We start from the raw sequence: 24,572 nt of genomic DNA on the forward strand, positions 1-24,572 counted from the left end.
ATCTCGGTTTGCCCGGCATGAAGGCCCTTCCACGTGGGTACGCTCAGCCGAATTCGAGCCGGTCGGTGGAGGACACCGCACGGGCCGTCAGCCGGTCGACCTCGTGGGCGGCCGTGCCCGTCACGACGGACAGGAAGCCCCGGGCACGCGGTGAGGCGCTCTCCCGCAGCCACTCGGGCGCGATCTCGCACACGGCGACCCGCACCCCCGTGCCGGCGAGGGCCAGCGGCAGGGTGTGGACGACCGTGGACGGGAAGCTGACGACCGTACGCCCGATGGGGCCGCGGCGGGCGATCAGTTCCAGGGGCAGGTCGGGGCGGACCACCTGGAGGCCCGTCTCGACCGCGATCCGGTGCAGCTTCTCGGCGCTCTCCCTGCGGTGCGCGAAGTAGCGGGTGGCGCCGTGGGCGCCGGCCAGCTCGCCCACGACCCGGGCGTAGTGGTCGGCGTCGACCACACCCGTCTCGACCAGCGAGGTGCCCACCAGGTCGGCACCGCGGGTGAGCAGGGGCGGGCCGAAGCGGGCCCGGGTCCAGGCGTACGAGTTCTCCGTGACCGCGAGGGCGTCCGGCGCCTCGACGGGCAGCGAGGTGAAGATCTCGACCGTACGGCCCCGGGCCGGGGCGAGCCGGCGACGGGCCAGCGAGGTCACCGGCGCGAGCACCAGCTCGCGCGGGCCCAGGTTCCCCTTGCGGTGCCAGCGCACCAGGCGCTCGCCGCGGCCGAGCTGGGCGGCGAACTCCATGGTGGCGGTGCCGTCGTCGACCACCGTGAGGTGGCGGGGGGCGAACAGGGACAGGAGCAGCTGGACGTACCGCGAGAACGGGTCGCCGATGATCACCCGCTCCGCCGAGCGCAGCGGCCCGGCGAGCTCCCGCAGGGTGCGCGCGAGCGCCCCGCGGCCGCCGCGCGCCTCCTGCCACCGGACGGTGAGCCCCTCGTCACGGGCCAGCTGCGCCATCCGGCGCAGCTGGCCCCGCGACATGGGGTCGGTCGGCGAGAGGACGACGACCGTGAGGGGCGACGCGGCCGCGGGCGCGCCGGCGGGTGCCTGCGCGTGCGCCCACTCCAGGACGTTGAGGAGCTGGACCGGGCTCTCGACGAACGCCAGCTGCCCGGTCATGCGGCGACGAGCCCCTGGACCCGGCGGAGCTTCTTCATCGGGCCGAGCTCCGACTCGTAGACCTTCTTGACGCCGTCGCCGAGGGCCGTCTCGATGGTGCGGATGTCGCGGACGAGGCGCTGGAGGCCCTGCGGCTCGACGGAGGCGGCCTGGTCGGATCCCCACATGGCGCGGTCGAGGGTGATGTGGCGCTCGACGAAGGTGGCGCCGAGGGCGACGGCGGCCAGGGTGGTCTGGAGGCCGGTCTCGTGGCCGGAGTAGCCGATCGGGACGTTCGGGTACTCCTCCTGGAGCGTCTGGATGACCCGGAGGTTGAGCTCCTCGGCCTTGGCCGGGTAGGTCGAGGTGGCGTGGCAGAGCAGGATGTTGTCCGAGCCGAGGACCTCGACGGCGTGCCGGATCTGCTTCGGGGTGGACATGCCCGTGGAGAGGATGACCGTGCGGCCGGTGGCGCGCAGCTCGCGGAGCAGCTCGTCGTCGGTGAGGGACGCGGAGGCGACCTTGTGGGCGGGGACGTCGAACTTCTCCAGGAAGGCGACGGCCTCGGTGTCCCACGGGGAGGCGAACCAGTCGATGCCGCGCTTGCGGCAGTGCTCGTCGATGGCGCGGTACTCGTCCTCGCCGAACTCCACGCGGTGGCGGTAGTCGATGTACGTCATGCGGCCCCAAGGGGTGTCCCGCTCGATGTCCCACTGGTCGCGCGGGGTGCAGATCTCCGGGGTGCGCTTCTGGAACTTGACGGCGTCGCAGCCGGCGTCGGCGGCGACGTCGATCAGCGCGAGGGCGTTGTCGAGCTCGCCGTTGTGGTTGATGCCGATCTCGCCGGTGACGTAGACGGAGTGGCCGGGGCCGGCGGTCTTCTCGCCGAAGGTGCGCAGACGGGTGTTCATGGTGCCGTTCCTTACGAGTCGGTGGTGGTGCGTGCGGGGGTGTCGAGCTCGGGTCCGAGGAGCCACGCGGCGATCTCGCGGATGGCTCCGGAGCCGCCGGGGGTGACGGTGACCGCGCGGGCCGCGGCCCGTACGGAGTCGTGGGCGCTGCTCACGGCGACGGGCCAGCCGACGAGGTGGAAGCAGGGCAGGTCGTTGACGTCGTTGCCGGCGTAGAGGACGCGCTGGGGGTCGATTCCCTCGGCGTCGCACCACTCCTTGAGGGCCCTGTCCTTGCGGTCGACGCCGTGCAGGACGGGGATCCTGAGCTTGCGGGCGCGGGCGGCGACGACGGCGTTCTGTTCGGTGGAGAGGATGAGGACGGGAAGTCCGGCGCGGCGCAGGGCGGCGATGCCGAGGCCGTCGCCGCGGTGGGCGGAGACGAACTCGCGGCCCTCGGCGTCGAGGTGGACCCGGTCGTCGGTCTGGGTGCCGTCGAAGTCGAGGACGACGGCGTCGATGTCGGCGAAGGTCGGGGTGGCCGGGTCGTCGAGGAGCGGCGCGAGGGCCTTGGCGCGGGCGAGGTCGTGCGGGTCGTCGATCTCCAGGACCCGCGCGGGGTCGGTGACGACGAGCGCGGTGCGGCCGAAGAAGCGGTGCCCGTGGGTGCGGAAGCCGGTGGCGTCCATGGCGTAGACGGCGCCGGTCTCCAGGTACTCGGGCTCCCGGTCCTGGCGGCGGGGGCGGTGCGCCTTGTCGTGGTTGACGCCGGTGGCCCCCGTCGCGCCGTCCCGGGGATCGCGCCAGAGGAAGCCGTGCGAGGGGGCGGCCGTGAAGGCGGTGTCGGCGGCGCCCGAGATGATCCGGTCGGCGGCCTCGGCGATCTCGGCGGAGGTGAGGAAGGGGCTGGTGCACTGGACGAGGAGGACGACGTCGGCCGGCCGGCCGTGGGTGGCCTCGAAGGCGTCCACGGCGTGCAGGACGGCCGCCTCGCTGGTGGCGGTGTCGCCCGCGAGCTCGGCGGGGCGGTGCACGACCTCGGCGCCGGCGGTGCGGGCCGCCGCGGCGATGGCGGGGTCGTCGGTGGAGACCACGACGTGGGTGACCGGGCGGGCGCCGAGGCAGGCGCGGACGGCGCGGGCCACCAGGGGGACGCCCGCCACCGTGGCGAGGTTCTTGGCGGGGACGCCCTTGGAGCCGCCCCGGGCGGGGACGACGGCGAGCACGGTGGGGGTGTGCGGCGGGGGTGTCGTGGGCATCAGAGTTCTCCCAGGCGGCGGATGACGGGGGCGATGCGCTGCACGCCGTGGCGGTACGCGCCCCGCGCGGCCTCCCGGACGATCCGGCGCGGTCCGCTCTCGCGGGGTTCCGGCGCGGTGACGTCCAGGCGGTGGCGGGCGAGGATCCCGGGCAGGTAGCCGGGGGCCGACTCCGCGGTGTAGTAGGGGGTGATCGGGGGGCGTGCGGGCTGCGCGAGGAGTTCGGCGACCCGCTCGCGGGCGGCGTCGAAGGCCTTCTCGTACGGGGTGTCGGAGGCCACGCCCTGCCGGGCGAGCCAGGTCTCGTCGGGGGCCGGGGTGAGCCCCTTGTCGAGCCGGTCGAAGGAGGTCAGCAGGCCGGAGCCGACGAAGTGGTGGTTGCCGAGCGCCTCGCGGATCCCGAGGTCGGTGAGGATCGCGGTGGGGATCCGCCGGTGGAGGGCTTCGAGGGCGGCCGTGGAGGAGACGGTGACCAGGAGGTCGGTGCGGTCGAGGACCTCGCCCATGTGCCCGTACACGAGGCGGAAGTTGGCGGGCGGGTCGAAGGCGCGGACCAGCTTCTGGTAGGGGAACTCCTCCAGGTGCGTGGTGTGTTCGCCGGGCTTGGAGCGGAGCTTGAGGAGCACCTCGCGGCCGGGGTGGAGGCGGGCGTGCTCGATCAACCGCCGCAGCACGTGGGCGCGTTCGGCCCGGGTGGCGGGGACGGACGGCTGGGCGGCGAAGACCAGGGTGTCACGGCCGGCCTCGGGGGCGTACGGGGCGCCGCCGAGGAAGGGCAGCGCCGCCTCGACGACCGGGTCGGCCGCGGCGCCGACGCCCGCGTAGACGGCCCGGAAGCGTTCCGCGTCGTGGCGGGAGTTGGCGAGGACGACGTCGGCGCCGTGGCGCAGCAGGAGGCCGTCGGTCAGCTTCTCGTACACGACGCCGACGTAGCCGGTGACGATCACCGGACGCCGCTCCAGGTCCAGGTCGGCCAGGCCCTGGAGGACGGCCCGGACGGTGCCTCCGACGAGGGAGAGGACGACGAGGTCGTACCCCTCGCCGCGCCGCTCCGCGTCCCGTACCGCGCGCAGGAACTCGGCGCCCGTCACCTCGCGCGGGGCGGTCTTCGACACCCCGGTCTCGGCGAGCTGGCGTGCGGTGGGCGTGGCCCGTCCGCGCAGGACGAAACCGGTGGGTTCGGCCGTCGCCGTGGTGATGCGGCGCGCGGTGAGGGCGCCCCATTTCCACCGGGTGTCGGAGTCGGCGAGCACGGCGACCCGTACCGCTTCTCGATTGCTTCCTTGCACGCCGAGGACGCTAGAAGGGCATTCCGCTTTCCGTCCCAACTGGGCCGCAACAAAGGGTGAACAGAGCCTCTCCGAATTCTGAAGCGGCCCGATTTCCGGTCAGCGGGGAGCAGGATTCCGACACAGGCAAAGGCGGTTAATCCGTCCGCCGCCCGGTGTTCACCGGACATCCGCCCGCCGGTCGGTGGGAATGCCGGGTCGGCGCCTAACGTCGGCCGCGTGGTCAAGCTCTCCGTCGTCGTGCCGTTCTTCAACGTGCAGACATACGCCCCCGACACCCTGACGAGCCTGCGTGCCAACGCGCGGAAGGACTTCGAGTTCCTGCTGGTCGACGACTGCTCGACGGACGGGACCCCGGAGCTCCTCGACCGGGCCGCGCGCGAGCTGCCGGGCGCCGTCCTGCTCCGGCACGAGCGGAACGAGGGCCTCGCCACGGCCCGCAACACCGGCCTCGACGCGGCCCGCGGCGAGTACGTCGCCTTCCTCGACGGGGACGACTGGCTGGCCCCCGGGTACTACGACCGCCTGGTCGCCGCCGCCGAGGAGCTGGACTGCGACTTCCTCCGCACCGACCACGTGTCCGTCACCGGCCGCACCCGCGCGGTGCGGCGGGCGCCGGTCCCCCGGCGCGGCGAGGTGCTGGCGCCGCGGGACGCGATCCTGCCGGCCCACCGGACGACCTCCGTCGACTACCCGTACGCCTGGGCGGGGATCTACCACCGGCGACTCCTCGACCGGGGGCTGCTGCACTTCACGCACGGGCTGCGGACCGCCGAGGACCGGCCGTGGATCTGGCGCCTGCACCGCGAGGCGGATTCGTTCGCCGCGGTCGGCGAACTCGGAGTTTTCTACCGGCGGGGTGTTTCGACCTCGCTCACCCAGATCGGTGATGTACGACAATTGGATTTCATCCGCGCATTCGACCAGGTGATCGAGGAAACGGCGAAGGACCGGGATGCCGACGCGCTTCTCCCGAAAGCCGTGCGCACGTATTGTGCGGTGATTTCCCACCACGTCGGTTCGATCGAACGGTTCGAGCCGCAGGTGGCGCGGCAGCTCAGGGCGATGAGCGCGGGCGCGCTGCGGCGGATGCCGCAGGACGTCCTCGAAGAGGTCCTGCCGGCGATGGGCCCGGACCGGGCCGCGACCCTGCGCAGGCTGCGCCGCCGACGCCCGGCCCCACCCCCCGGCCCGACACCGGGCGGGGGCACGGCCGCCGGTGCGCGTACGGACGCGGGCGCGGGCCCTGACGCCGGCGCGGGCACGGCCACGGCCACCGACGCGGGGCCTGACGCCGGTGCGAGCGCGGGCACGGCCACGGCCTCCGGTGCCGGTACGGCGCCCGGTGCCGGTACGGCGCCCGGTGCCGGTACGGCGCCCGGTGCCGGTACGGCGCCCGGTGCCGGTACGGCGCCCGGTGCCGGTACGGCCTCCTCCGCGGAGGTGGCGGCGTGAGCGGCACCCTGACTCCCCCGCGGGCCACCACGCCCCGCCGGACCACGCAGATCTTCTGCGCCTCGACGCTCTACGGCGCCGTGACGCTCGCCGCCGCACTCGACAGCGGCTGCTTCGGGCCCGCGGACCGGCGGATCCTCCTCGTCACCAACAACGCAGCCGTGCCGGAGACGACCCCCGCCCTGGACGAGGCCGAGGGCTTCGCACGGCTGCGCGGCCGCTTCGACGACGTCCTCTCCTGGAACGAGGTGATCTCCCCGCTCCACCCCGCCGGCTGGACGCCCCGCGCGAGCGACCTGCCGCTCCTCCAGCGCCACCTGCGGCGGATCTGGGGGCTCGGCGACGACCGGGTCGAGCTGGCCCTGGAGTCCCTCCAGGTGACGCCCGCGCTCGCCGTCGCCCAGCTGCTGCCCGACGCGTCGATCACCGTGTACGCGGACGGCCTGATGAGCTACGGGCCGACCCGCAACAAGATCGACCCGCTGATCGGCGGCCGGGTGGACCGACTGCTCCACCTGGACCTCGTGCCGGGGCTCGCGCCGCTGCTGCTCGCCGAGTTCGGGGCGGTGGCGGAGACCGTACCCGTGGAGGCGTTCACGAAGTGCGTCGAGGAGCTGGCGGGAGCCGCTCCGGGCCCCGCCGCCGGGTGCGAGGGGCCGGCTCTGCTGCTCGGCCAGTACCTGGCGGCGCTCGATCTGCTGACCGTCGCAGAGGAGGAGGAGCTGCACCTGCGGATGGTGCGGGGCGCCGTCGCCCGCGGCCACCGCAGGCTCGTCTTCAAGCCGCACCCGACGGCCCCGGACGCCTGGTCGCGGGCGCTGGTGCGCGCGGCGGAGGAGCTCGGCGCCGAACTGACCGTCGAGCACCGGCCCGTGCTGGCCGAGGTGCTCTACCGCGAGCTGCGGCCCGCGCTCGTCGTCGGCTGCTTCTCCACCGCGCTCCTCACCGCGCACACCTTCTACGGGCTGCCGGTCGCCCGGGTCGGGACGCGCACCCTGCTCGCGCGGCTCACCCCGTACCAGAACAGCAACCGGGTCCCCCTGACCGTGGTGGACACGGTCGTCCCGCCCCTGGAGCAGGGGGACGACGACGCGGAGGTCGGTACGGAGCAGCTGAACGACCTGGTCGCGGCGGTCGGCTTCGCCATGCAGCCGAAGATCCGGCCGGAGCTGCGGGAGGCGGCGGTACGGCACCTGTCGGGTCCGCTCGCCGCGCACACCCGGCACCACTTCACCCGCCGCCGCCTCACGGTCCTCGGCCTCCCCGGCGGCCTGCCCCTCCCCCGGCACCCGAAGGTCCGCCGCCTCGCCCGGCGCGCACTGCGCCTGCGCAAGGCGCTGAAGCGGTAGCACCGGGCGAGGAGGAGGGATCAGGCGCGGGGATCAGGCAGAGGGATCAGGCGCGGCCGACCGGCTCCTGGAGCTCGGTCACCCAGCCCGCCTGGTCCTCCGGGCACTCCAGGTACAGCTCGCGGGCGTACCCGGCGGAGGCGTGGCCGTTGGTGTCGATCCAGGCGGCGAGGGTCTGCGCGGTCGGCAGGATCGCGTCCATCGACCCGCGGTGGACGATGGTGGCCGCCTCCTCGATGCCGGGCAGGACGAGCACGTCGACGCCCTCGACGGCGGTGCCCTCGGGGACGGTCATGCCGGCGTGCACGACGACCGACCCGTTCCCCTCGCCCGCGTCCTCGTAGTACGCGATGCCCGGGCCGAAGCCGGTGACGCCCGCGGCCGTCAGACGGCCGCACAGCTCGTCGTACAGCGGTCCGATGACCGGGGTGATGTCCTGCGGGCCGAAGCTCGCGGCGACCGCGCTCAGCTCGGCGATCCGGACGGCGGGGATCTTCTTGACGACGACGTCCTGAGTGGACATGCGTCCCTCGCTCTCGATGGCTCGGAGCCGCGCGCCGACCTGGGCGAGCCGGGCCCGCGCCTCCGTCACGGCCGATTCCAGCTCGGCCTGGCGCAGGCGCAGCATCCCCCGCAGCTCGTGCGCGTCGACCTGCTCGTCGAGGATGGCCCCCACCTGTTCGAGGGTGAAGCCGAGGTCCTTGAGCGCGATGACGCGGTTGAGCCGCGCGAGCTGGTCCGCCGTGTAGTGGCGGTAGCCCGTGAAGGGGTCGACCCGGGCCGGGCGCAGCAGTCCGATGGCGTCGTAGTGGCGCAGCATCCGGACCGACACCCGCCCGTGCCGGGCGAAGTCTCCGATGGTGAACATGACGCCTCCTACGGAACGCCCTCACACGGTGTCAGGGTCAAACGTCAGACGGCGCTGCTGAGCGAGAGCTTCGCGGCGAAGCCGAGGAAGAGGGCGCCGGCCGCCGAGGTCGCGCCGGCGGAGAGGCGCTTGCGGCGGCGGAAGGCGGACGCGAGACGGGTGCCGCCGAATATCAGGGCCGTGAGGTAGAGGAAGCTGCCGACCTGGAGGATCGTGCCGAGGACGAGGAACGAGAACGCCGGGTAGGCGTAGCCGGGGTCCACGAACTGCACGAAGAAGGAGATCAGGAAGAGGATCGCCTTGGGGTTGAAGATGCTGATGAGCAGTGCGCGGCGGTACGGGTTCTCGCCGCCGCCCGCGCCCGGGGACTCCTCGGTCTCCGCGGCGGCCGTCTCGCCCCGGGAGCGCCACATGCTCCAGGCGGCGCGGAGCATGCCGATCGCCATCCAGGTGAGGTAGCCGGCGCCCGCGTACTTGACGATCGTGAAGAGGAGCGGGGTCGTCTGGAGCAGCGAGGCGGCGCCGAGCGCGGCCAGCGTCATCAGGATCGCGTCGCCGGTGAACACCCCGGCGGCGGCCTTGTATCCGGTCCGGGTGCCCTTGCGGGCGGCCACGGACAGCACGTAGAGCGAGTTCGGCCCCGGGAGGAGGACGATGAGGACGACGCCCGCGAGATAGGTCGGCAGATCGGTGACACCCAGCATGGGGCGGAGTGTCGCACACAATTGCGACACTCCGCTGTGACCTGCGTCTACGGGGTCGGACGCGGGCTCAGAACGCGTCGGTGGGGACGTATGTGCCCCAGACTCCGCGCAGCGTGTCGCAGACCTCGCCGACGGTGGCGCGGGCCTTGAGGGCGTCCTTCATCGGGTGGAGGACGTTGTCGGTGCCCTCGGCGGCCTTCTTCAGCGCGGCGAGCGCGGCGTCGACGGCCGGCTGGTCGCGTTCGGCGCGCAGGCGGGCCAGGCGCTGGGCCTGCTGGGCCTCGATGGCGGGGTCGACGCGCAGCGGTTCGTAGGGTTCCTCGACGTCGATGGTGTAGCGGTTGACGCCGACGACGACCCGCTCGCCGCTGTCGGTCTGCTGGGCGATGCGGTAGGCGGAGCGTTCGATCTCGTTCTTCTGGAAGCCGTGCTCGATCGCGGCGACCGCGCCGCCCATGTCCTCGACCCTGGCCATCAGTTCCAGCGCGGCGGTCTCGACGTCGTCGGTCATCCTCTCCACGACGTAGGAGCCGGCGAAGGGGTCGACGGTGGCGGTGACGTCGGTCTCGTGGGCGAGGACCTGCTGGGTGCGCAGGGCCAGGCGGGCGGACTTGTCGGTGGGCAGGGCGATGGCCTCGTCGAAGGAGTTGGTGTGCAGCGACTGGGTGCCGCCCAGGACGGCGGCCAGGCCCTGGACGGCGACCCGGACGAGGTTGACCTCGGGCTGCTGGGCGGTGAGCTGCACGCCCGCGGTCTGGGTGTGGAAGCGCAGCATCAGCGACTTGGGGTTCTTCGCGCCGAACTCCTCCTTCATCACCCGCGCCCAGATGCGGCGGGCGGCTCGGAACTTCGCCACCTCCTCCAGGAGGGTGGTGCGGGCCACGAAGAAGAAGGAGAGCCGCGGCGCGAAGTCGTCGACGTCCATGCCGGCGGCGAGGGCGGTGCGGACGTAGGCGATGCCGTCGGCGAGGGTGAACGCGATCTCCTGCGCGGGCGAGGCACCGGCCTCGGCCATGTGGTAGCCGGAGATCGAGATGGTGTTCCACTTGGGGATCTCGGCCTTGCAGTACCTGAAGATGTCCGCGATCAGCCGCAGCGAGGGCTTCGGCGGGAAGATGTAGGTGCCGCGGGCGATGTACTCCTTCAGCACGTCGTTCTGGATCGTGCCGGTCAGCTCGTCGGCCGGGACGCCCTGCTCCTCGCCGACGAGTTGGTAGAGGAGCAGCAGCAGGGCGCCGGGGGCGTTGATCGTCATCGACGTGGAGACCTTGTCGAGCGGGATCCCGTCGAACAGGACGCGCATGTCGTCGATCGAGTCGATGGCGACGCCGACCTTGCCGACCTCGCCGTGCGCGATCGGGGCGTCGGAGTCGTGGCCCATCTGGGTGGGCAGGTCGAAGGCGACCGACAGGCCCATGGTGCCGTTGGCGATGAGCTGCTTGTAGCGGGCGTTGGACTCCACGGCAGTGCCGAAGCCCGCGTACTGCCGCATGGTCCAGGGCCGGCCGGTGTACATCGAGGGGTACACGCCGCGGGTGAAGGGGTACGCGCCGGGCTCGCCCAGCTTCCGGTCGGGATCCCATCCGTCCAGGGCGTCCGGTCCGTAGACCGGCTCGATCGGCAGCCCCGACTCAGACTCGCGCGCCATGCGTTGTGCCTTCCGATAGACCTGCTACTCAGCGGTACGGACCCTCGCGACGGACTGTAGTTGCGGGCGTGCGGGCCATGGAGAGCAGCACGCCGGGACCTTCCTCACAGCATGCGCGGTTCGTGCCCCGGGTGCGCAACCGCACACGCGCGGGAAGCATCCCTAGGTACACACGACTCGTCCCGGGGGGAAACGATGAAGCGGTCTTCGTCCGCCATAAACAGAACCGCCGTGCGCGGCAGCGTCCTGCGCAGGGTGGCACTGGCAGCGGCGGCGGTGGCACTCGCCGCGGGCTGTACGCCCGACGCGGTGGGTGGCGGCGGTACGGCGGGCCCGACGCGGGCGCCCGCACCGACGTCGGCCACGCCGGGGACCGCGCCCCCGGCGTCCTCCCCCGGTACGGACGGCAAGCCGCCGTCCCCGACCGGCACGCCCTCCACCGGCGCGCCCGCGTCCAAGCCCCTGATGGGCGACGGCGACGAGAGCGAGCAGGTCCGCGAGCTCCAGGCGCGGCTGCGGCAGCTGGACTTCTTCGACCGGGCGCCGACGGGGTTCTACGGGAAGATGACCGCGGGCGCGGTCGAGAGGTTCCAGAAGCGGCGGGGGCTGCCGGAGACGGGGTCGGTGGACGAGGCGACCTGGCAGCGGCTGGTCTCGCTGACCCACGAGCCGACCGCCGACGAGCTGAAGCCCGCCACCACCAACAAGCTGGACACCCCGGACCCGCGGTGCATGACCGGCCGGGTGCTGTGCATCAGCAAGGAGAGCCGGACCCTCGCCTGGATGATCGACGGCAAGGTCGTCTCGTCCATGGACGTCCGCTTCGGTTCGGAGAACACCCCGACCCGGGAGGGCACGTTCAGCGTCGGCTGGAAGGCCCGCAAGTGGACGTCGACGATCTACCACACGCCCATGCCGTACGCGATGTTCTTCAGCGGCGGCCAGGCCGTGCACTACTCGGCGGACTTCGCGGCCCGCGGCTACAACGGCGCCTCGCACGGCTGCGTCAACGTCCGGGACCGGGCGAAGCTCTCGGCCCTCTTCGACGAGGTGAAGGTCGGCGACAAGGTCGTCGTCCACTGGTAGCCCGAACGGGAGGAAGAAGGGGCGCGGGTGGGACCGGGGGAACGTGTCCCACCCGCGCCGGGTGCGCGGAGCCGTAGGTACGGGGGGAACCCCGGCTCACTGCGCGGCCGATGACCAGTCGGCACACTCCATACTGCGCCGACGGGTCGAGAAGTGTTACACCGGCAGCGGGAGGCGTGCCTCTGCGGTGGTTCCGGCGGGTGTTCCGGCCGTGGTCCCCGCCGTGGTCGCGGTGTCCGTTCCGGTGGGGAACCCGGCGGGCAGGGCGGCCGAGAGCCGGAGGGAGTCGCGGTCGCCACCGCCGCCGTCCCGGGCGTCGCCGGACCCGGCGGCGCTCCCGTCGCGGCCCTTCCCGTCGCCGTCGGTGGCGCCGGAGCCGTCTCGGTCCTCGTCCTTGGTGTCGCCGTCGGAGGTGTCCTTGGTGCCGCCCTTGGGCGTGTCGGTGCCGTCGGAGGCACCGGTGCCGCCGGCGAGGATCCGGTCGCAGTAGCGGCGGAGGGTGTCGCCGCTCCGCAGGTCCCGGGTGAGCCGGTCCCGGCCGGCGGCGTCGAGCTTTCCGGCCCGGTAGTCCTGGCAGGCCTTGAGCGTCCTGCTCCGGAGGTCGGTGCCGGCAGTGCCACCGGTGACTCCGGTGTCGCCCCCGTCCGTCGAACCCGTGTCCGTGGTGGTCCTGCCGGGCCCCGGAGTGGACGTGCCGTGCCCGTCCGGGCCCTGGGTGGAGGGCGCGACGGTGGTGGCACCGGCGGAGGGGGACGCGCCGGGCGTGCCGTCGCCGCCCGGTCCGCTCGGGGGTGCCTCGGGGTCCGGGCGTATGCCGGGCTCCTTCGGGGCGACCGGGCCCGGGGACTCGCCCGCGGTCACGGTGCCGGCGGGCGCGGGGCCCACCAGGGGCAGGACGCCGGTGCCGGCGGCGACGGCGACGCCGCCGACCGTGACGGCGGTGACCGCTGCGGCCAGGCCGTAGCGCAGGGAGCGTCCCCAGCGGCGCGCGGGTGCGGCGACGGGTGCGAGCCGGACCCGGCCGAGTTCGACGCGGTCGGCCGCTCCGGCGGGGGTGGCGGCGGCGCGGGCCGCGGTGGCCGCGCGGAAGGCGGCGAGGGCGGCCGCCTCGCCGGGGAGTTCGGTGCCCGCGACCGGGGTCGCGGCGTCGGCGCGGGCCGCGCCGAGGGCCTCGGAGAGACGTTCCGCCTGGCCGCGCGCACGGCTGTCGGCGGCATCGACCGGCTCGCCGCGGAGCAGCTGCTCCGCGGCGTCCTGGTCGAGCCACTGGTACCGCTCGTCGGCCATCACATGTCCTTCTGCGTACGCGGACGTGATTGCGTCACACCGCCGGGGGCCAGGGGCCCCGGTGTGCGGCCGCGTTGCGGAGGCACGCCGTCCAGCGGGACGACCGCCCCGCCCGCCTCTTCCGACCCGTCCGTCACGCCGTCGACTCCGAGGAGCTCGGCGAGTTTCTTGAGGCCCCGGTGGGCGGCCGTGCGGACCGCGCCGGGGCGTTTGCCCAGGGTGTCGGCGGCGCTCTTGGCGTCCAGGCCGACGACGACGCGCAGCACGACGGCCTCGGCCTGGTCCTGCGGGAGCTGGGCGATCAGTCGCATGGTGTGGCCGGTGGCCAGGGCTTCCAGGGCCTCGCCCGCGGTGTCGGAGTCGGCCGGCTTGTCCGTCAGTTCGGTCTCGTCGCCACCGGACGCGGGGCGCCTGCCGCGCATCCGGATGTGGTCGAGGGCGCGGTTGCGGGCGATCCGGGCGGCCCAGCCGCGGAAGCGGTCGGCGTCGCCGTCGAACCGGTCGAGGTCGCGCGCTATCTGGAGCCACGACTCCGAGGCGACGTCCTCGGCGTCGGCTTCGCCGACCAGTGTCCGTATGTAGCCGAGCAACCGGGGGTGCACGGCGCGGTACACAGTCCGGAACGCGTTCTCGTCCCCGTCCTGCGCAGCGTGCACGGCGGCCGTCAGCTCCGCGTCGTCCCCCAGCACTCCCCAAACCCTGTTCGTCGGTCGCGTCGGTCGCGGCGCCGCGGCTGGTCATCACCGCCACGCTGCCTCGCGCATCTGCACGCTACGTCGTGTCGCGGCACCGCGTCCACGCGGTCCGGGGTCTTTGTACAACTTGCAACCTTCAGCGGCGCCTCGCGGCGCACGTGCGGGCGCACGTGCGGTGTGACAGAAAACGCACGGGTGGCGCTGTATGGAGTACGGAGCCGTGCTGCGGCTCCGTGGATGACGACCGGGGCCTCTCCTGTGGGGGGTGGCGGCCCCGGTCGTCTCCCTTTCCCCCCCTTTTTCCCTTCCTTTTCGCGGCCCGTCTCCACCCTTGGGCGCATCGGCCACTTCGTGGAGCAGGCCCGGCGCTCCGGCGCCTCCTGGACCGACATCGGCCGCAGCATGGGCGTCACCCGCCAGGCGGCCCAGAAGCGTTTCGCCCCAAGGAACCGGACGCGGAGAAGATGGACCCGAACGCCGGGTTCAGCCGCTTCACCCCCCGGGCGCGGAACGTCGTCATGGCCGCACAGAACGGGGCCACGGCGGCCCGCAACACCGAGACCCTCCCGGCGCAGCCGGCCCTCGGCCTGCTCGCCGAACCCGAGGAGCTCGCGGCGCACTGGATCACCGCGAAGGGCGTACCCCTCGACCGGGTCCGCGAGACCGTCACGGCGACCCTGCCGCCGGCCGCCGCCGAGGTGCCCGCGCTCGTCCCGTACGACGCGGCGGCGAAGAAGGTCCTGGAGCTGACGTTCCGCGAGGCCCTGCGCCTCGGCCACAACCACGTCGGCACCGAGCACATCCTGCTGGCCCTCCTGGAGCACGAGGACGGCGAGGGCGTGCTGAGCGGCCTCGGCCTGGACAAGGCCACGGCGGAGCGGGAGATCGCGGAGACCATCGCCTCGATCGCGATCCAGGCGCCGGAGGCCTCCGCGTAGCGCCCCCTCAGGCGGTGCGGGCCCGGCGCGAGACGACCGCGCGCAGCACCCGGCCGCCCTCGACGGAGAGCTCGCGCGCCCGGCGCAGTCCGGTCGGGCCGTGGGCGACCGATTCGAGGACGGCCTGCTGTCGGCGGAGCTCCCCGGCGAGCAGCGGGCCCGCGCCGTCGGCGTCCCCGGCCCGGCAGCGGTCGACGAGGCCGTCGGGCACTCCGGCGGCGTCGTACCGGCCGTGCAGGGCGAGGGCGGTGGCGGAGCATCCGCCGGCCCAGGCGCGCAGGGTCTCGGCCGTCCAGGCGGCCGGGGCGTCCGCGAGCATCCCGCGGACGGCCGCGGCGTCCGGCGTGCCCTCGGCGTCGAGCTCCACCCGGGCCTTGGCGACGGCCTCGCCCCAGGCCGCTCCGTCGCCGCGGGCGACGGCCGCCCACACCGGCCGCAGGGCGTCGCCCCCGTCGGGGGCGAGCAGCGGCAGGCAGCGGTCCAGGCAGGCGAGACCGGCCGCGGCCAGCCCTCGCTCGTCGGCCCCTTCGATCAGTTCCAGCAGGCTCCGGCCGTTCCCCGACGTCATGGACGCCTCCTCGCCACCCGATGCGGACGCAGTACTTCCACTACTGCGCCGGGTGGCGCCTTTTCGTCACTGCGCGGCCGGAATCATGCCAGCGGCCTTGGTGCGCTGCATAGAGGTCAGACGCCGGACGACGAGGATCGCGAGGACGGCGGCGACGGCGTCGAGGACGTAGCCCGCAACGGACCACCGTGTCGCCACGGTCCAGGTCTCGGTGGTGTCCACCGTCTTGTACATCTGTCCGGAGGACCAGTTCACCAGACTGCCGACGACCCAGCACGCCCACCAGCCGTTGAGCAGCCGCAGTTCCCCCCTGCCGTCGGCGGCGTACGGCTCCCAGCGGCTGGCCCGCCAGATCCCGACGGCGATGGACCGCGGGATCCAGAGGTTGCCGAACGGGATGAACCAGCAGCCGACGGCGTACCCCGGCGTACGCGTGTGCAGGTCGGGGGCCCAGATCTCGGCGTTCCTCCGCAGCCGGTGGAACCAGCTGATGAAGACGATGCCGGTCGCAAGGAACATCATGAACGCCATGCCGTAGGCCACGTCCAGGTCGAGCGGACCGAACCGGTCGAAGTCGACGTAGGGCGTCGGTTCGACGATCAGGTCGCGGACGTCGACGATGCCGAGCAGGACGTCGAAGACGATGTTTCCGGCGAGCAGGACCACGACGGCCTTCGCCAGGCCGTCCGGGTTCTTGAGCGTGAGCAACTGGTTCCCCCCAGGAATGCGCGGCGGCCCGATGGCCGCCGCCGGGGGACCGTACGCGATCGGGTTCGACCGCGTCCACGGTGGTTCTCAGCGCACCCGCGCCACGAGCGCCCTGAACTGGTCCCAGGTCAGGGGCGGTTTCTCCGGGTCCCACACCTTCTGTGCGAGGGCCGCGAGGGGCAGCCGGATGCCGGCCGCCACCTGCGCCTGGGTCTGGGCCCGCGACAGGTCGCACCAGATCGCGAGCCGGCCGCCGAGGATCTGCGCGTCGTACTTCGCCGGCACGGGGGTGGAGCCGCGCAGGACGCGCGGGGTCCACTCCTCGTAGATCCGGCGGCCGGTCGGGTACGGGAAGCGGTTGGGCTCGCCCAGGATGTAGTAGAGGTACTCGTCGTTGAGGTTGACGAGCTTGCGGCCCTCGCTCAGGTACGAGACGGGCAGCCGGGCGCCGATCTCGCGGCCCGTCCAGTACTCGACCTCCAGGTCCTCGGCCGGGCTCACCACCCCGCCGGTGAAGAAGCCGTCGTTCCAGGCCTTGAGGGTCTTGCCGGTGGGCCGGACGACGGCCGCGCGGTCGTTGAGCCAGCCGGTGGCGAGGTCCTGGACGCGGGCGGAGGGCCCGTACTTCGCGACCGCGGCCCGCGCCAGCTTCGGGTAGCTCGCCTCCGGGTTCTTCGACATGAGGGCGACGTACTCGTCGGCGCCGAGGTGCCAGTACGCCCCCGGGAAGAGCCCGGTGTACTCGCGCAGCAGCTCGTCGACGATCTTCGCCGAGGCCGGGTTCGCGATGTCGACGGTCCCGCGCGGGGTGCGGCCGCTCGCGCTGACGAGCTGGAGGTCGGGATGGGCGGCGATGACGGCGCCGAGGTGCCCCGGCGAGTCGATCTCGGGGATCACCGTGATGTGGCGGCTCGCCGCGAGCGCGAGGATCCGCCGCACCTCGGCCTTGGTGAGGTGCTGGGCGGAGACGACCTCGGGGTGGCTGTCGGACTGGATCCGGAAGCCCTGGTCGTCGGAGAAGTGCAGGCCGAGCTGGTTGAGCTTCAGGTCGCCCATCTCCCGGATGCGGTCCTCCAGCCAGGCGGCCGTGAAGTACTTGCGGGCGATGTCCACCATGAGTCCGCGCTGCGGCTTCGCGGGCCGGTCGGTGACCGTCCCCTCCGGCACGGCGCCGGTGGCCTTCACGGACTGCTTGAGGGTGCGGGTGCCGTAGAAGACCCCGGCCTCGTCGGGACCGCTGATCCGCACCCGGTCGCCCCGGACGGTGAGGGAGTACGACTCGGGCGCGCCCGACCCGCCGAGCGCCAGTTCGACGTCCCCGGGCCCGGCGGCGACGGCTCCCCGGTAGGGGATGCCGAGTTCTCCGGCGATCAGCTTCCCCTCGTCGGCGAGACCCGCACTGCCGGCGGCGATGACGACCCCGCCGGTGGGCCCGGGCTTCCAGCCGGGGCCGCGGGCGGCCTCGTGGGCGCGCACGGCGGGGACGGTCCGCGGCGCGCTGGAGAGGGGGTAGGTCCTGGTGGGCGTCGGGGTGGGGCTGGGCGTGGGGGTGGGGCTGGGCGGCGGGGCGCTCGTGGGCGCCGTGCTCGCCGACGCGCCCGGGGAGGACGGGCCGGCGGGTCCTGACGGGGATCCGCCGGAGCAGGCCGCCACGGTGGCCAGCGCCACCGCGGTCGCCGTCAGCGCCGGGCCCCGGTGGGAGCCCCGAAGGGAGTACCGCATCATTCGGAATCCTCCCGTACGGAAGACGGTCCGGCCAATCGGGGGACGGAGCGGGGGCGGGATCCGGCCGGTTCCCCGGCGGACCGGAATCCGTTCGTCCATCACATGTTCCGAAACTCTCCCTTCCGGGTGAAATTCGCGCATCCGTCGGACACTTCCCTCATCTCGTCGATAACGTTGCGTCACGCCCACCCCACCCGTCCCGGAGTACCGGAGCCCACGCTGACCAGCGACACGCACGCCCCCTGCCGGAAGCCGGGCTCCGGGGACACGCCTGCGATACCCGCCCAGCAGACCCACCCCCGGCACACCGCCGGTCTCGTCGGGTTCAACGCGGCCACCCCCGCCGAGGCCGAGGCCCTGCTGCTCTCCTGCTGCCACAGCCGCCGCTGGGCCGAGCGCGTGGCGGCGCACCGCCCGTACCCGACGGTGGACGCCCTGCTCGCCGCCGCCGACGAGGCCGGATACGACCTGTCGCGGGCCGAGCTCGACACGGCCCTGGCCGCCGAGTCCTCCGTCCTGCCGCACCCCGGGGCGCCGCCGGCGGCGCGGACGGCGCTGCGGGCGGCCCACGCCGCGTACGAGAGCAGCTTCGGACACGCGTTCGTCATCAGCCTCGACGGAGTGCGTCCCGGGGAGCGGCTCGACCAGGTCCTGGCCGGCATCCGGTCACGTCTCGGCAACGAACCGGAGGAGGAACGGGTCGTCGCCGCCGACGAACTGCGCCGGCTCGCGCGCGCCCGGCTGGCGTTCCGGCTGGCCGAGGGGCTCACACCACGACACTCCGGGCCGTGAATCCGTCCGGAATGCGGCGATTCCGCCCCGTGCGATAGTCCGTCCGTGCCTGTTTGATCACACCGGTGGACCCCGCGCGAGCGAACCGACAAGTCGTCGCTACGATGACCGGGGCCGGTGGACCGTACCCGGCCGGGTCAGACCGACAGAGAAGCCGGCCGACCCTGATCCCCGCTCCCGGAGGGTTTTTCCGTGCCGGCTGGAACGCTGTACCGCGGCCGGGAAGGAATGTGGAGCTGGGTGGCTCATCGAGTCACCGGCGTCCTCATCTTCTTCTTCCTGTTCGTACACGTGCTGGACACCGCTCTCGTCCGCGTCTCCCCCGAGGCGTACGACGAGGTGGTCGCGACCTACAAGACGCCGATCGTCGCTCTTCTGGAGTACGGCCTCGTCGCCGCCATCCTCTTCCACGCGCTGAACGGCCTCCGGGTCATCGCCGTGGACTTCTGGTCCAAGGGCCCGCGCTACCAGAAGCAGATGCTCTGGACCGTCGTGGGCATCTGGGTCGTGCTGATGGCTGGCTCGCTGTACCCCGTCCTCGGCCACGCCGCACGTGAACTGTTCGGGAGCTGACGCCACTCATGTCCGCTGACACCTCCGCCGCGATCGGCCCCGTCGAGGGCGGCGCCCACTACGACGTGGACAACCCCGCGCCGTACATCGAGGCCCCCCGCAAGCGCACGGGCAAGACCCCGCGCGCGACCCGCGGCAACTTCGAGATGGCCGCGTGGCTCTTCATGCGCCTCTCGGGCGTGGTCCTCGTCGTCCTGGTCCTCGGCCACCTGCTGATCCAGCTCTTCCTGGACGGCGGCGTATCCAAGATCGGCTTCGCCTTCGTGGCCGGCCGCTGGGCGTCCCCGTTCTGGCAGGTCTGGGACCTGCTGATGCTCTGGCTCGCCATGCTGCACGGCGCCAACGGCCTCCGTACCGTCATCAACGACTACGCGGAGCGGGCCAACACGCGCCTGTGGCTCAAGGGCCTGCTGTACACCGCCACGGTGTTCACCATCCTTCTGGGCACGCTGGTGATCTTCACCTTCGACCCGAACATCCGCTAGGCACGGGGCTGAGGTAATCCACGTCATGAAGATCCACAAGTACGACACCGTCATCGTCGGCGCCGGTGGCGCGGGCATGCGCGCCGCCATCGAGTCGACGAAGCGCAGCCGCACCGCCGTCCTGACGAAGCTCTACCCCACCCGCTCCCACACGGGCGCGGCGCAGGGCGGCATGGCCGCCGCGCTGGCGAACGTGGAGGAGGACAACTGGGAGTGGCACACCTTCGACACGGTCAAGGGCGGTGACTACCTGGTCGACCAGGACGCCGCCGAGATCCTGGCGAAGGAGGCCATCGACGCCGTCCTCGACCTGGAGAAGATGGGCCTGCCGTTCAACCGCACCCCGAACGGCACCATCGACCAGCGCCGCTTCGGCGGCCACTCGCGCAACCACGGCGAGGCCCCGGTCCGCCGGTCCTGCTACGCCGCGGACCGCACCGGCCACATGATCCTCCAGACGCTGTACCAGAACTGCGTCAAGGAGGGCGTGGAGTTCTTCAACGAGTTCTACGTCCTGGACCAGCTGATCACCGAGATCGACGGTGTGAAGCACTCCGCGGGCGTCGTCGCCTACGAGCTGGCCACCGGCGAGATCCACATCTTCCAGGCCAAGGCCGTCATCTACGCGTCCGGCGGCACCGGCAAGTTCTTCAAGGTGACCTCCAACGCCCACACCCTGACCGGTGACGGCCAGGCCGCGTGCTACCGCCGCGGTCTGCCCCTGGAGGACATGGAGTTCTTCCAGTTCCACCCGACGGGCATCTGGCGCATGGGCATCCTGCTGACGGAGGGCGCCCGCGGTGAGGGCGGCATCCTCCGCAACAAGGACGGCGAGCGCTTCATGGAGAAGTACGCGCCGGTCATGAAGGACCTCGCGTCCCGTGACGTCGTGTCCCGCTCCATCTACACGGAGATCCGCGAGGGCCGCGGCTGCGGTCCCGAGGGCGACCACGTCTACCTGGACCTGACGCACCTCCCGCCGGAGCAGCTCGACGCCAAGCTCCCGGACATCACCGAGTTCGCCCGTACGTACCTCGGCATCGAGCCGTACACGGACCCGATCCCGATCCAGCCCACCGCGCACTACGCCATGGGCGGCATCCCGACGAACGTCGAGGGTGAGGTCCTGTCGGACAACACCACCGTCGTCCCGGGCCTGTACGCGGCCGGCGAGGTCGCCTGCGTGTCGGTGCACGGCGCCAACCGCCTCGGCACCAACTCGCTGCTCGACATCAACGTCTTCGGCAAGCGCTCCGGCATCGCCGCCGCCGAGTACTCCGCCAAGCACGACTTCGTCGAGCTGCCGGAGAACCCGGAGTCCCTCGTGGTCGCGCAGATCGAGAAGCTGCGCAACTCCACGGGCAGCGAGCGGGTCGCCGACCTGCGCCGCGAGCTCCAGGAGACGATGGACGCCAACGTGATGGTGTTCCGTACGGAGCAGACCATCAAGACGGCCGTCGAGAAGATCGCCGAGCTGCGCGAGCGCTACGAGAACGTGTCCATCCAGGACAAGGGCAAGCGCTTCAACACGGACCTCCTGGAGGCCATCGAGCTGGGCAACCTGCTCGAACTGGCCGAGGTCATGGCCGTCTCGGCCCTGGCGCGCAAGGAGTCCCGCGGCGGTCACTACCGCGAGGACTACCCGAACCGCGACGACGTCAACTTCATGCGCCACACCATGGCGTACCGCGAGGTCGGCGAGGACGGCTCCGAGACCGTCCGTCTCGACTACAAGCCGGTCGTGACGACCCGCTACCAGCCGATGGAGCGTAAGTACTGATGGCTACCCCCGTACTGGACAAGGTCGAGGCGGAGTCCGCCGCCTCCCCGTACATCACGGTCACGATGCGGATCCGCCGCTTCAACCCCGAGGTGTCGGACGCGTCGGTCTGGGAGGACTTCCAGATCGAGATCGACCCGAAGGAGCGGGTCCTCGACGCCCTCCACAAGATCAAGTGGGACGTCGACGGCACCCTGACCTTCCGTCGCTCGTGCGCGCACGGCATCTGCGGCTCGGACGCGATGCGGATCAACGGCAAGAACAGGCTCGCCTGCAAGACGCTGATCAAGGACATCAACCCCGAGAAGCCGATCACGGTCGAGGCCATCAAGGGCCTGACGGTGCTCAAGGACCTCGTGGTCGACATGGAGCCGTTCTTCCAGGCGTACCGGGACGTCATGCCGTTCCTGGTCACCAAGGGCAACGAGCCGACCCGCGAGCGCCTGCAGTCCGCCGAGGACCGCGAGCGCTTCGACGACACCACCAAGTGCATCCTGTGCGCCGCGTGCACGTCGTCCTGCCCGGTCTTCTGGAACGACGGCCAGTACTTCGGTCCGGCCGCGATCGTCAACGCGCACCGCTTCATCTTCGACTCGCGTGACGAGGCGGGCGAGCAGCGCCTGGAGATCCTGAACGACAAGGACGGCGTGTGGCGCTGCCGCACGACGTTCAACTGCACCGACGCGTGCCCGCGTGGCATCGAGGTCACCAAGGCCATCCAGGAAGTGAAGCGCGCGCTGATCACGCGACGTTTCTGACCTCCGCTGTGGCGGGAAAGCCCGCTTCTGTACGCTGCGGCGTGCAGGAGCGGGCTTTTTCCTTGCCCGCCTCGTAGTGGAGAGCGGGGACTGATGAGCGAGCCGAATCCTTACGCGGACGGCGAGTACAAGTGGGGGCCGGGGCAGCAGGGCGGTGCGTCCGGCACTCCGGCGTACGGATATCCGCAGGACGCGACGCCCGGGTACGGCTATCCGCAGGCCGGGTCCACCCCCGCGGCCGGAGTGCCGTACCAGCCGACCCTGCCGGCCGGCGTGCCGATCCCGCCGCCGCACGCCCCCGCGGGCGCGGGCGCGCCGCTGCTGAGCCTCGGTGACATCACCGTGGTCGGCGACCAGATCATCACCCCGGCCGGTCCGATGCCGCTCAAGGGCGCGGTGTGGAACGCGATGGACATGTCGCGGACCGAGGAGAAGATGCCGACCGTGGCGATCGTGCTCGCGATCGTCTTCTTCATCTTCTGCCTGCTCGGCCTGCTGTTCCTGCTGATGAAGGAGAAGACCACGACGGGCTTCATCCAGGTCACCGTGACCAGTGGGGGCCGGCACCACGCGACGATGATCCCGGCGACCGGGCCGGACACCATCCACTGGGTGATGGGGCAGCTCAACTTCGCGCGTTCGCTGAGCGTCTGACCTTCCGTCCCCGTCGGACCCGGGTCGTCGGGGCGTCAGGGCGTCGGGGCGTCGGGGCGTCGGGGCGTCGGGTCAGGCGTGCCAGTCGGCGTGGCCGCCGGACTCGGCCTCGACCATGATCCGGCGCAGCATGTCGTTGAGCAGGGTGCGCTCCTCGGGGGTGAGGACGCCGAGGAGGCGGTACTCCTCGTGGCCGAGGACGTCCATGGCGCCGAGCCAGGTCTCGCGACCGGAGGCGGTGAGTTCGACGACGACCCGGCGCCGGTCGGTCGTGGACCGGGCGCGGCGGACGAACCCGCGCTTCTCCAGCGCGTCGAGGCGGCCGGAGACGGAGGCGGGGGCGAGGTCGAGGTCCTGGGCGAGTTCGGAGGGGGCGGCGCTGCCGCCGCGGCCGGAGAGCTTGTGCAGGGTGTCGAACTCGTGGCGTTCCAGGTCGAAGTCGACGAGGGACTGCTCCCTGACCCGGCGGAGGTGGACGGAGAGCTTCTTCATGCGGGTGACGGCGCCTTCGACGACCGGGTCGAGGCCGGGCAGCACGGGCTGCCAGCGGGCGACGTGCTCGTCGGTCCAGTCACGCGGTTCGGGTGCGCGGGGGGCACGCGGTTCCTCGGGGAGCGCCATGGGGTGATCGTACGTCGGCGGGCGGCCCGTCTCACGGAAAAGTATTTCGTTGACGAATTATTCGACACCGAAATACTCTACGGCGCATGCCCGCCACCCCCGAGCACACCCGCACGCCCGCGGCCGCACCCCACCCCCTGCGCACCCGCCCCTTCCGCCTGCTCTTCGCCGGACGGGCCCTCTCCCTCCTCGGCGACGCCGCCATCCCCGCCGCCCTCGCCCTCGCCGTCCTGGAGGCCACCGGATCCACCGCGGCCCTCGCCCTCGTCCTGGGCTGCGCGATGGTCCCCAAACTGCTCCTGCTGCCCGTCGGAGGCGTGGTCGGCGACCGCTTCGACGCCCGCGCGGTCGCGCTGACCACCGACCTCGTCCGCTGCGCCACCCAGCTCCTCGTCGGCGTCCAACTGCTCGGCGGCACCCCCAGCCTCGCCGTCCTGGCGGTCGCCGAGGCCGTCGGCGGCGCCGCCGGGGCCTTCGCGATGCCGACCGGATCCCCGCTGGTGAAGGGAACCGTGGCGGCCGCCTCGCTGCACCGCGCCAACGCGGCGATGAGCGCCGCCCAGAGCGCCGCCCGGCTCGCCGGGCCGGCCCTCGCGGGCACCCTGGTGCTGACCGTGGGGCCGGGCTGGGCGTTCGTCCTGGACGCCGCCACGTTCGCCGTCAGCGCCCTGCTCCTGACCGCCGTCCGGGTGGAGCGGGTGCCGATCCCGCGCCGCTCGCTCCGCGCCGACCTGGCCGAGGGATGGCGGGAGGTCCGCTCCCGGGACTGGTACTGGACGAGCCTGATCGCCCACAGCGCCTGGAACGGTGCCGCGGCCGTCCTCATGACCCTCGGACCCGCCATCGCCGTGCACCGGCTCGGCGGGGCCGCCACCTGGGTCGTCCTCCTCCAGACCGGCGCCGTCGGCTTCCTCCTCGGCGCCCTGCTCGCCGACCGGATCAGGCCCCGCCGCCCCGTCCTGACCGCGAACCTCGGACTCGCCACGTACGCGCTGCCGCTCGTGCTCCTCGCCGTCCCCGCGCCCGCGCCGGTGACCGTCGCCGCCTACGGACTCGCCCAGGCCGGGCTCGGATTCCTCTCCCCCGTGTGGGCCACCGCCGTCCAGCGGGCGGTACCCGACCACGCGCTCGCCCGCGTCACCTCGTACGACTGGCTGCTCTCGCTCGCCGCCATGCCCCTGGGCTACGCCCTGGCCCCCCTCGCCGCCTCCGCCTGGGGGCCCGAAGTCCCCCTGCTCGCCGCCGCGGTGGTGGTCGGCGGCTGCTGCCTGGGCACGGCGCTGGTCCCCGGGGTGCGGCGGTTCCGGTAGGGCGCCCGGCGGCTGTCGGTGGGGTCCT

22 protein-coding genes and 2 pseudogenes are annotated in these 24,572 nt (G+C 72.6%); 11 read left to right on the forward strand and 13 right to left on the reverse strand.

All coding sequences use genetic code 11. The features are described from left to right. Window positions 1-43 precede the first annotated feature (43 nt). Genes ACIQFX_RS04890 through ACIQFX_RS04905 form a run of 4 tightly spaced genes read right to left on the reverse strand, consistent with a single transcriptional unit; the run spans window position 44 to window position 4,540 of the window. A complete protein-coding gene (locus ACIQFX_RS04890) occupies window positions 44-1,123 on the reverse strand; it encodes a hypothetical protein (protein WP_402458994.1) in 1,080 nt (359 codons plus the stop codon). Next, the gene (locus tag ACIQFX_RS04895; protein WP_402458996.1) at window positions 1,120-2,013 is read right to left on the reverse strand and encodes an N-acetylneuraminate synthase family protein; all 894 of its coding nucleotides are present in this window, start codon (window positions 2,011-2,013) and stop codon (window positions 1,120-1,122) included. The genes ACIQFX_RS04890 and ACIQFX_RS04895 overlap by 4 nt, the downstream gene beginning before the upstream one ends. Window positions 2,014-2,024: 11 nt before the next feature. Then, window positions 2,025-3,251: a cytidylyltransferase domain-containing protein gene (locus ACIQFX_RS04900; protein WP_402458997.1), complete on the reverse strand. Its 1,227-nt coding sequence runs from the start codon at window positions 3,249-3,251 to the stop codon at window positions 2,025-2,027. Next, a complete protein-coding gene (locus ACIQFX_RS04905; RefSeq protein WP_402458999.1) occupies window positions 3,251-4,540 on the reverse strand; it encodes a DUF6716 putative glycosyltransferase in 1,290 nt (429 codons plus the stop codon). The genes ACIQFX_RS04900 and ACIQFX_RS04905 overlap by 1 nt, the downstream gene beginning before the upstream one ends. A gap of 219 nt (window positions 4,541-4,759) precedes the next feature. Here ACIQFX_RS04905 and ACIQFX_RS04910 point away from each other — a divergent pair. Both ACIQFX_RS04910 and ACIQFX_RS04915 read left to right on the forward strand, forming a co-directional pair. Then, a pseudogene (locus ACIQFX_RS04910) lies at window positions 4,760-5,758 on the forward strand (glycosyltransferase family 2 protein); the annotation flags it as partial. Window positions 5,759-5,991: 233 nt separating this feature from the next. Then, the gene (locus tag ACIQFX_RS04915) at window positions 5,992-7,344 is read left to right on the forward strand and encodes a polysialyltransferase family glycosyltransferase (protein ID WP_402459000.1); all 1,353 of its coding nucleotides are present in this window, start codon (window positions 5,992-5,994) and stop codon (window positions 7,342-7,344) included. A gap of 46 nt (window positions 7,345-7,390) precedes the next feature. On the opposite strand, the gene ACIQFX_RS04920 is transcribed toward ACIQFX_RS04915, so the two are convergent. The 3 genes from ACIQFX_RS04920 to ACIQFX_RS04930 form a co-directional block, all read right to left on the reverse strand. Further along, on the reverse strand, window positions 7,391-8,212 hold the full coding sequence (locus ACIQFX_RS04920) for a MerR family transcriptional regulator (protein ID WP_402459002.1): 822 nt from the start codon (window positions 8,210-8,212) through the stop codon (window positions 7,391-7,393). 44 nt (window positions 8,213-8,256) lie between these two features. Then, a complete protein-coding gene (gene leuE, locus ACIQFX_RS04925) occupies window positions 8,257-8,916 on the reverse strand; it encodes a leucine efflux protein LeuE (RefSeq protein ID WP_402459004.1) in 660 nt (219 codons plus the stop codon). A 67-nt stretch (window positions 8,917-8,983) separates the two neighbouring features. Further along, a complete protein-coding gene (locus tag ACIQFX_RS04930; protein ID WP_402459006.1) occupies window positions 8,984-10,564 on the reverse strand; it encodes a methylmalonyl-CoA mutase in 1,581 nt (526 codons plus the stop codon). A gap of 231 nt (window positions 10,565-10,795) precedes the next feature. Between ACIQFX_RS04930 and ACIQFX_RS04935 the strand changes: the two genes are divergently transcribed. After that, complete coding sequence (locus tag ACIQFX_RS04935) at window positions 10,796-11,650, forward strand: peptidoglycan-binding protein (RefSeq protein WP_402459007.1); 855 nt, start codon at window positions 10,796-10,798, stop codon at window positions 11,648-11,650. Between the two features lie 156 nt (window positions 11,651-11,806). Here ACIQFX_RS04935 and ACIQFX_RS04940 read toward each other — a convergent pair whose 3' ends face one another. Continuing rightward, on the reverse strand, window positions 11,807-12,937 hold the full coding sequence (locus ACIQFX_RS04940) for a hypothetical protein (protein ID WP_402459009.1): 1,131 nt from the start codon (window positions 12,935-12,937) through the stop codon (window positions 11,807-11,809). Further along, window positions 12,937-13,626 carry an RNA polymerase sigma factor gene (locus ACIQFX_RS04945; protein ID WP_402459010.1) on the reverse strand — a complete coding sequence of 230 codons (690 nt, stop codon included), beginning with the start codon at window positions 13,624-13,626 and terminating at the stop codon, window positions 12,937-12,939. Before ACIQFX_RS04945 ends, ACIQFX_RS04940 begins: the two co-directional genes overlap by 1 nt. A 345-nt stretch (window positions 13,627-13,971) precedes the next feature. Between ACIQFX_RS04945 and ACIQFX_RS04950 the strand changes: the two are divergent. Next, window positions 13,972-14,570, forward strand: a pseudogene (locus ACIQFX_RS04950) (Clp protease N-terminal domain-containing protein); the annotation flags it as partial. A 7-nt stretch (window positions 14,571-14,577) separates the two neighbouring features. Here ACIQFX_RS04950 and ACIQFX_RS04955 read toward each other — a convergent pair. The 3 genes from ACIQFX_RS04955 to ACIQFX_RS04965 form a co-directional block, all read right to left on the reverse strand. Continuing rightward, window positions 14,578-15,138: a hypothetical protein gene (locus tag ACIQFX_RS04955; protein WP_402459012.1), complete on the reverse strand. Its 561-nt coding sequence runs from the start codon at window positions 15,136-15,138 to the stop codon at window positions 14,578-14,580. Window positions 15,139-15,204: 66 nt separating this feature from the next. Continuing rightward, window positions 15,205-15,846 carry a DUF4328 domain-containing protein gene (locus tag ACIQFX_RS04960; RefSeq protein WP_402459013.1) on the reverse strand — a complete coding sequence of 214 codons (642 nt, stop codon included), beginning with the start codon at window positions 15,844-15,846 and terminating at the stop codon, window positions 15,205-15,207. Window positions 15,847-15,933: 87 nt separating this feature from the next. Further along, window positions 15,934-17,571 carry a glycoside hydrolase family 20 protein gene (locus tag ACIQFX_RS04965; protein WP_402459015.1) on the reverse strand — a complete coding sequence of 546 codons (1,638 nt, stop codon included), beginning with the start codon at window positions 17,569-17,571 and terminating at the stop codon, window positions 15,934-15,936. 174 nt (window positions 17,572-17,745) lie between these two features. On the opposite strand from ACIQFX_RS04965, the gene ACIQFX_RS04970 reads away from it, so the two are divergent. From ACIQFX_RS04970 to ACIQFX_RS04995, 6 genes are all read left to right on the forward strand, one after another. Next, window positions 17,746-18,363: a 2-oxo-4-hydroxy-4-carboxy-5-ureidoimidazoline decarboxylase gene (locus ACIQFX_RS04970; RefSeq protein WP_402459016.1), complete on the forward strand. Its 618-nt coding sequence runs from the start codon at window positions 17,746-17,748 to the stop codon at window positions 18,361-18,363. Between the two features lie 192 nt (window positions 18,364-18,555). Further along, entirely contained in the window at window positions 18,556-18,936 is a 381-nt protein-coding gene (sdhC, locus tag ACIQFX_RS04975) for a succinate dehydrogenase, cytochrome b556 subunit (protein WP_015035721.1), read from the forward strand. 8 nt (window positions 18,937-18,944) lie between these two features. Continuing rightward, window positions 18,945-19,421 (forward strand): succinate dehydrogenase hydrophobic membrane anchor subunit, encoded by a 477-nt coding sequence (locus ACIQFX_RS04980; protein WP_402459018.1) that lies wholly within the window; start codon window positions 18,945-18,947, stop codon window positions 19,419-19,421. A gap of 25 nt (window positions 19,422-19,446) precedes the next feature. Next, the gene (gene sdhA / locus ACIQFX_RS04985) at window positions 19,447-21,201 is read left to right on the forward strand and encodes a succinate dehydrogenase flavoprotein subunit (protein WP_306326455.1); all 1,755 of its coding nucleotides are present in this window, start codon (window positions 19,447-19,449) and stop codon (window positions 21,199-21,201) included. Continuing rightward, entirely contained in the window at window positions 21,201-21,959 is a 759-nt protein-coding gene (locus ACIQFX_RS04990) for a succinate dehydrogenase iron-sulfur subunit (RefSeq protein WP_030318427.1), read from the forward strand. The genes sdhA and ACIQFX_RS04990 overlap by 1 nt, the downstream gene beginning before the upstream one ends. A 93-nt stretch (window positions 21,960-22,052) precedes the next feature. Continuing rightward, window positions 22,053-22,613: a hypothetical protein gene (locus ACIQFX_RS04995; RefSeq protein WP_402459020.1), complete on the forward strand. Its 561-nt coding sequence runs from the start codon at window positions 22,053-22,055 to the stop codon at window positions 22,611-22,613. A gap of 72 nt (window positions 22,614-22,685) precedes the next feature. Here the strand turns inward: ACIQFX_RS04995 and ACIQFX_RS05000 are convergent, their stop codons facing one another. Then, window positions 22,686-23,234: a MarR family winged helix-turn-helix transcriptional regulator gene (locus tag ACIQFX_RS05000; protein ID WP_402459021.1), complete on the reverse strand. Its 549-nt coding sequence runs from the start codon at window positions 23,232-23,234 to the stop codon at window positions 22,686-22,688. 86 nt (window positions 23,235-23,320) lie between these two features. On the opposite strand from ACIQFX_RS05000, the gene ACIQFX_RS05005 reads away from it, so the two are divergent. Further along, window positions 23,321-24,544 (forward strand): MFS transporter, encoded by a 1,224-nt coding sequence (locus tag ACIQFX_RS05005; protein WP_402459022.1) that lies wholly within the window; start codon window positions 23,321-23,323, stop codon window positions 24,542-24,544. Window positions 24,545-24,572: the final 28 nt, after the last annotated feature.

The sequence above is a fragment of the Streptomyces sp. NPDC093089 genome (genome assembly GCF_044754405.1).
Taxonomy (GTDB): Bacteria; Actinomycetota; Actinomycetes; order Streptomycetales; family Streptomycetaceae; genus Streptomyces.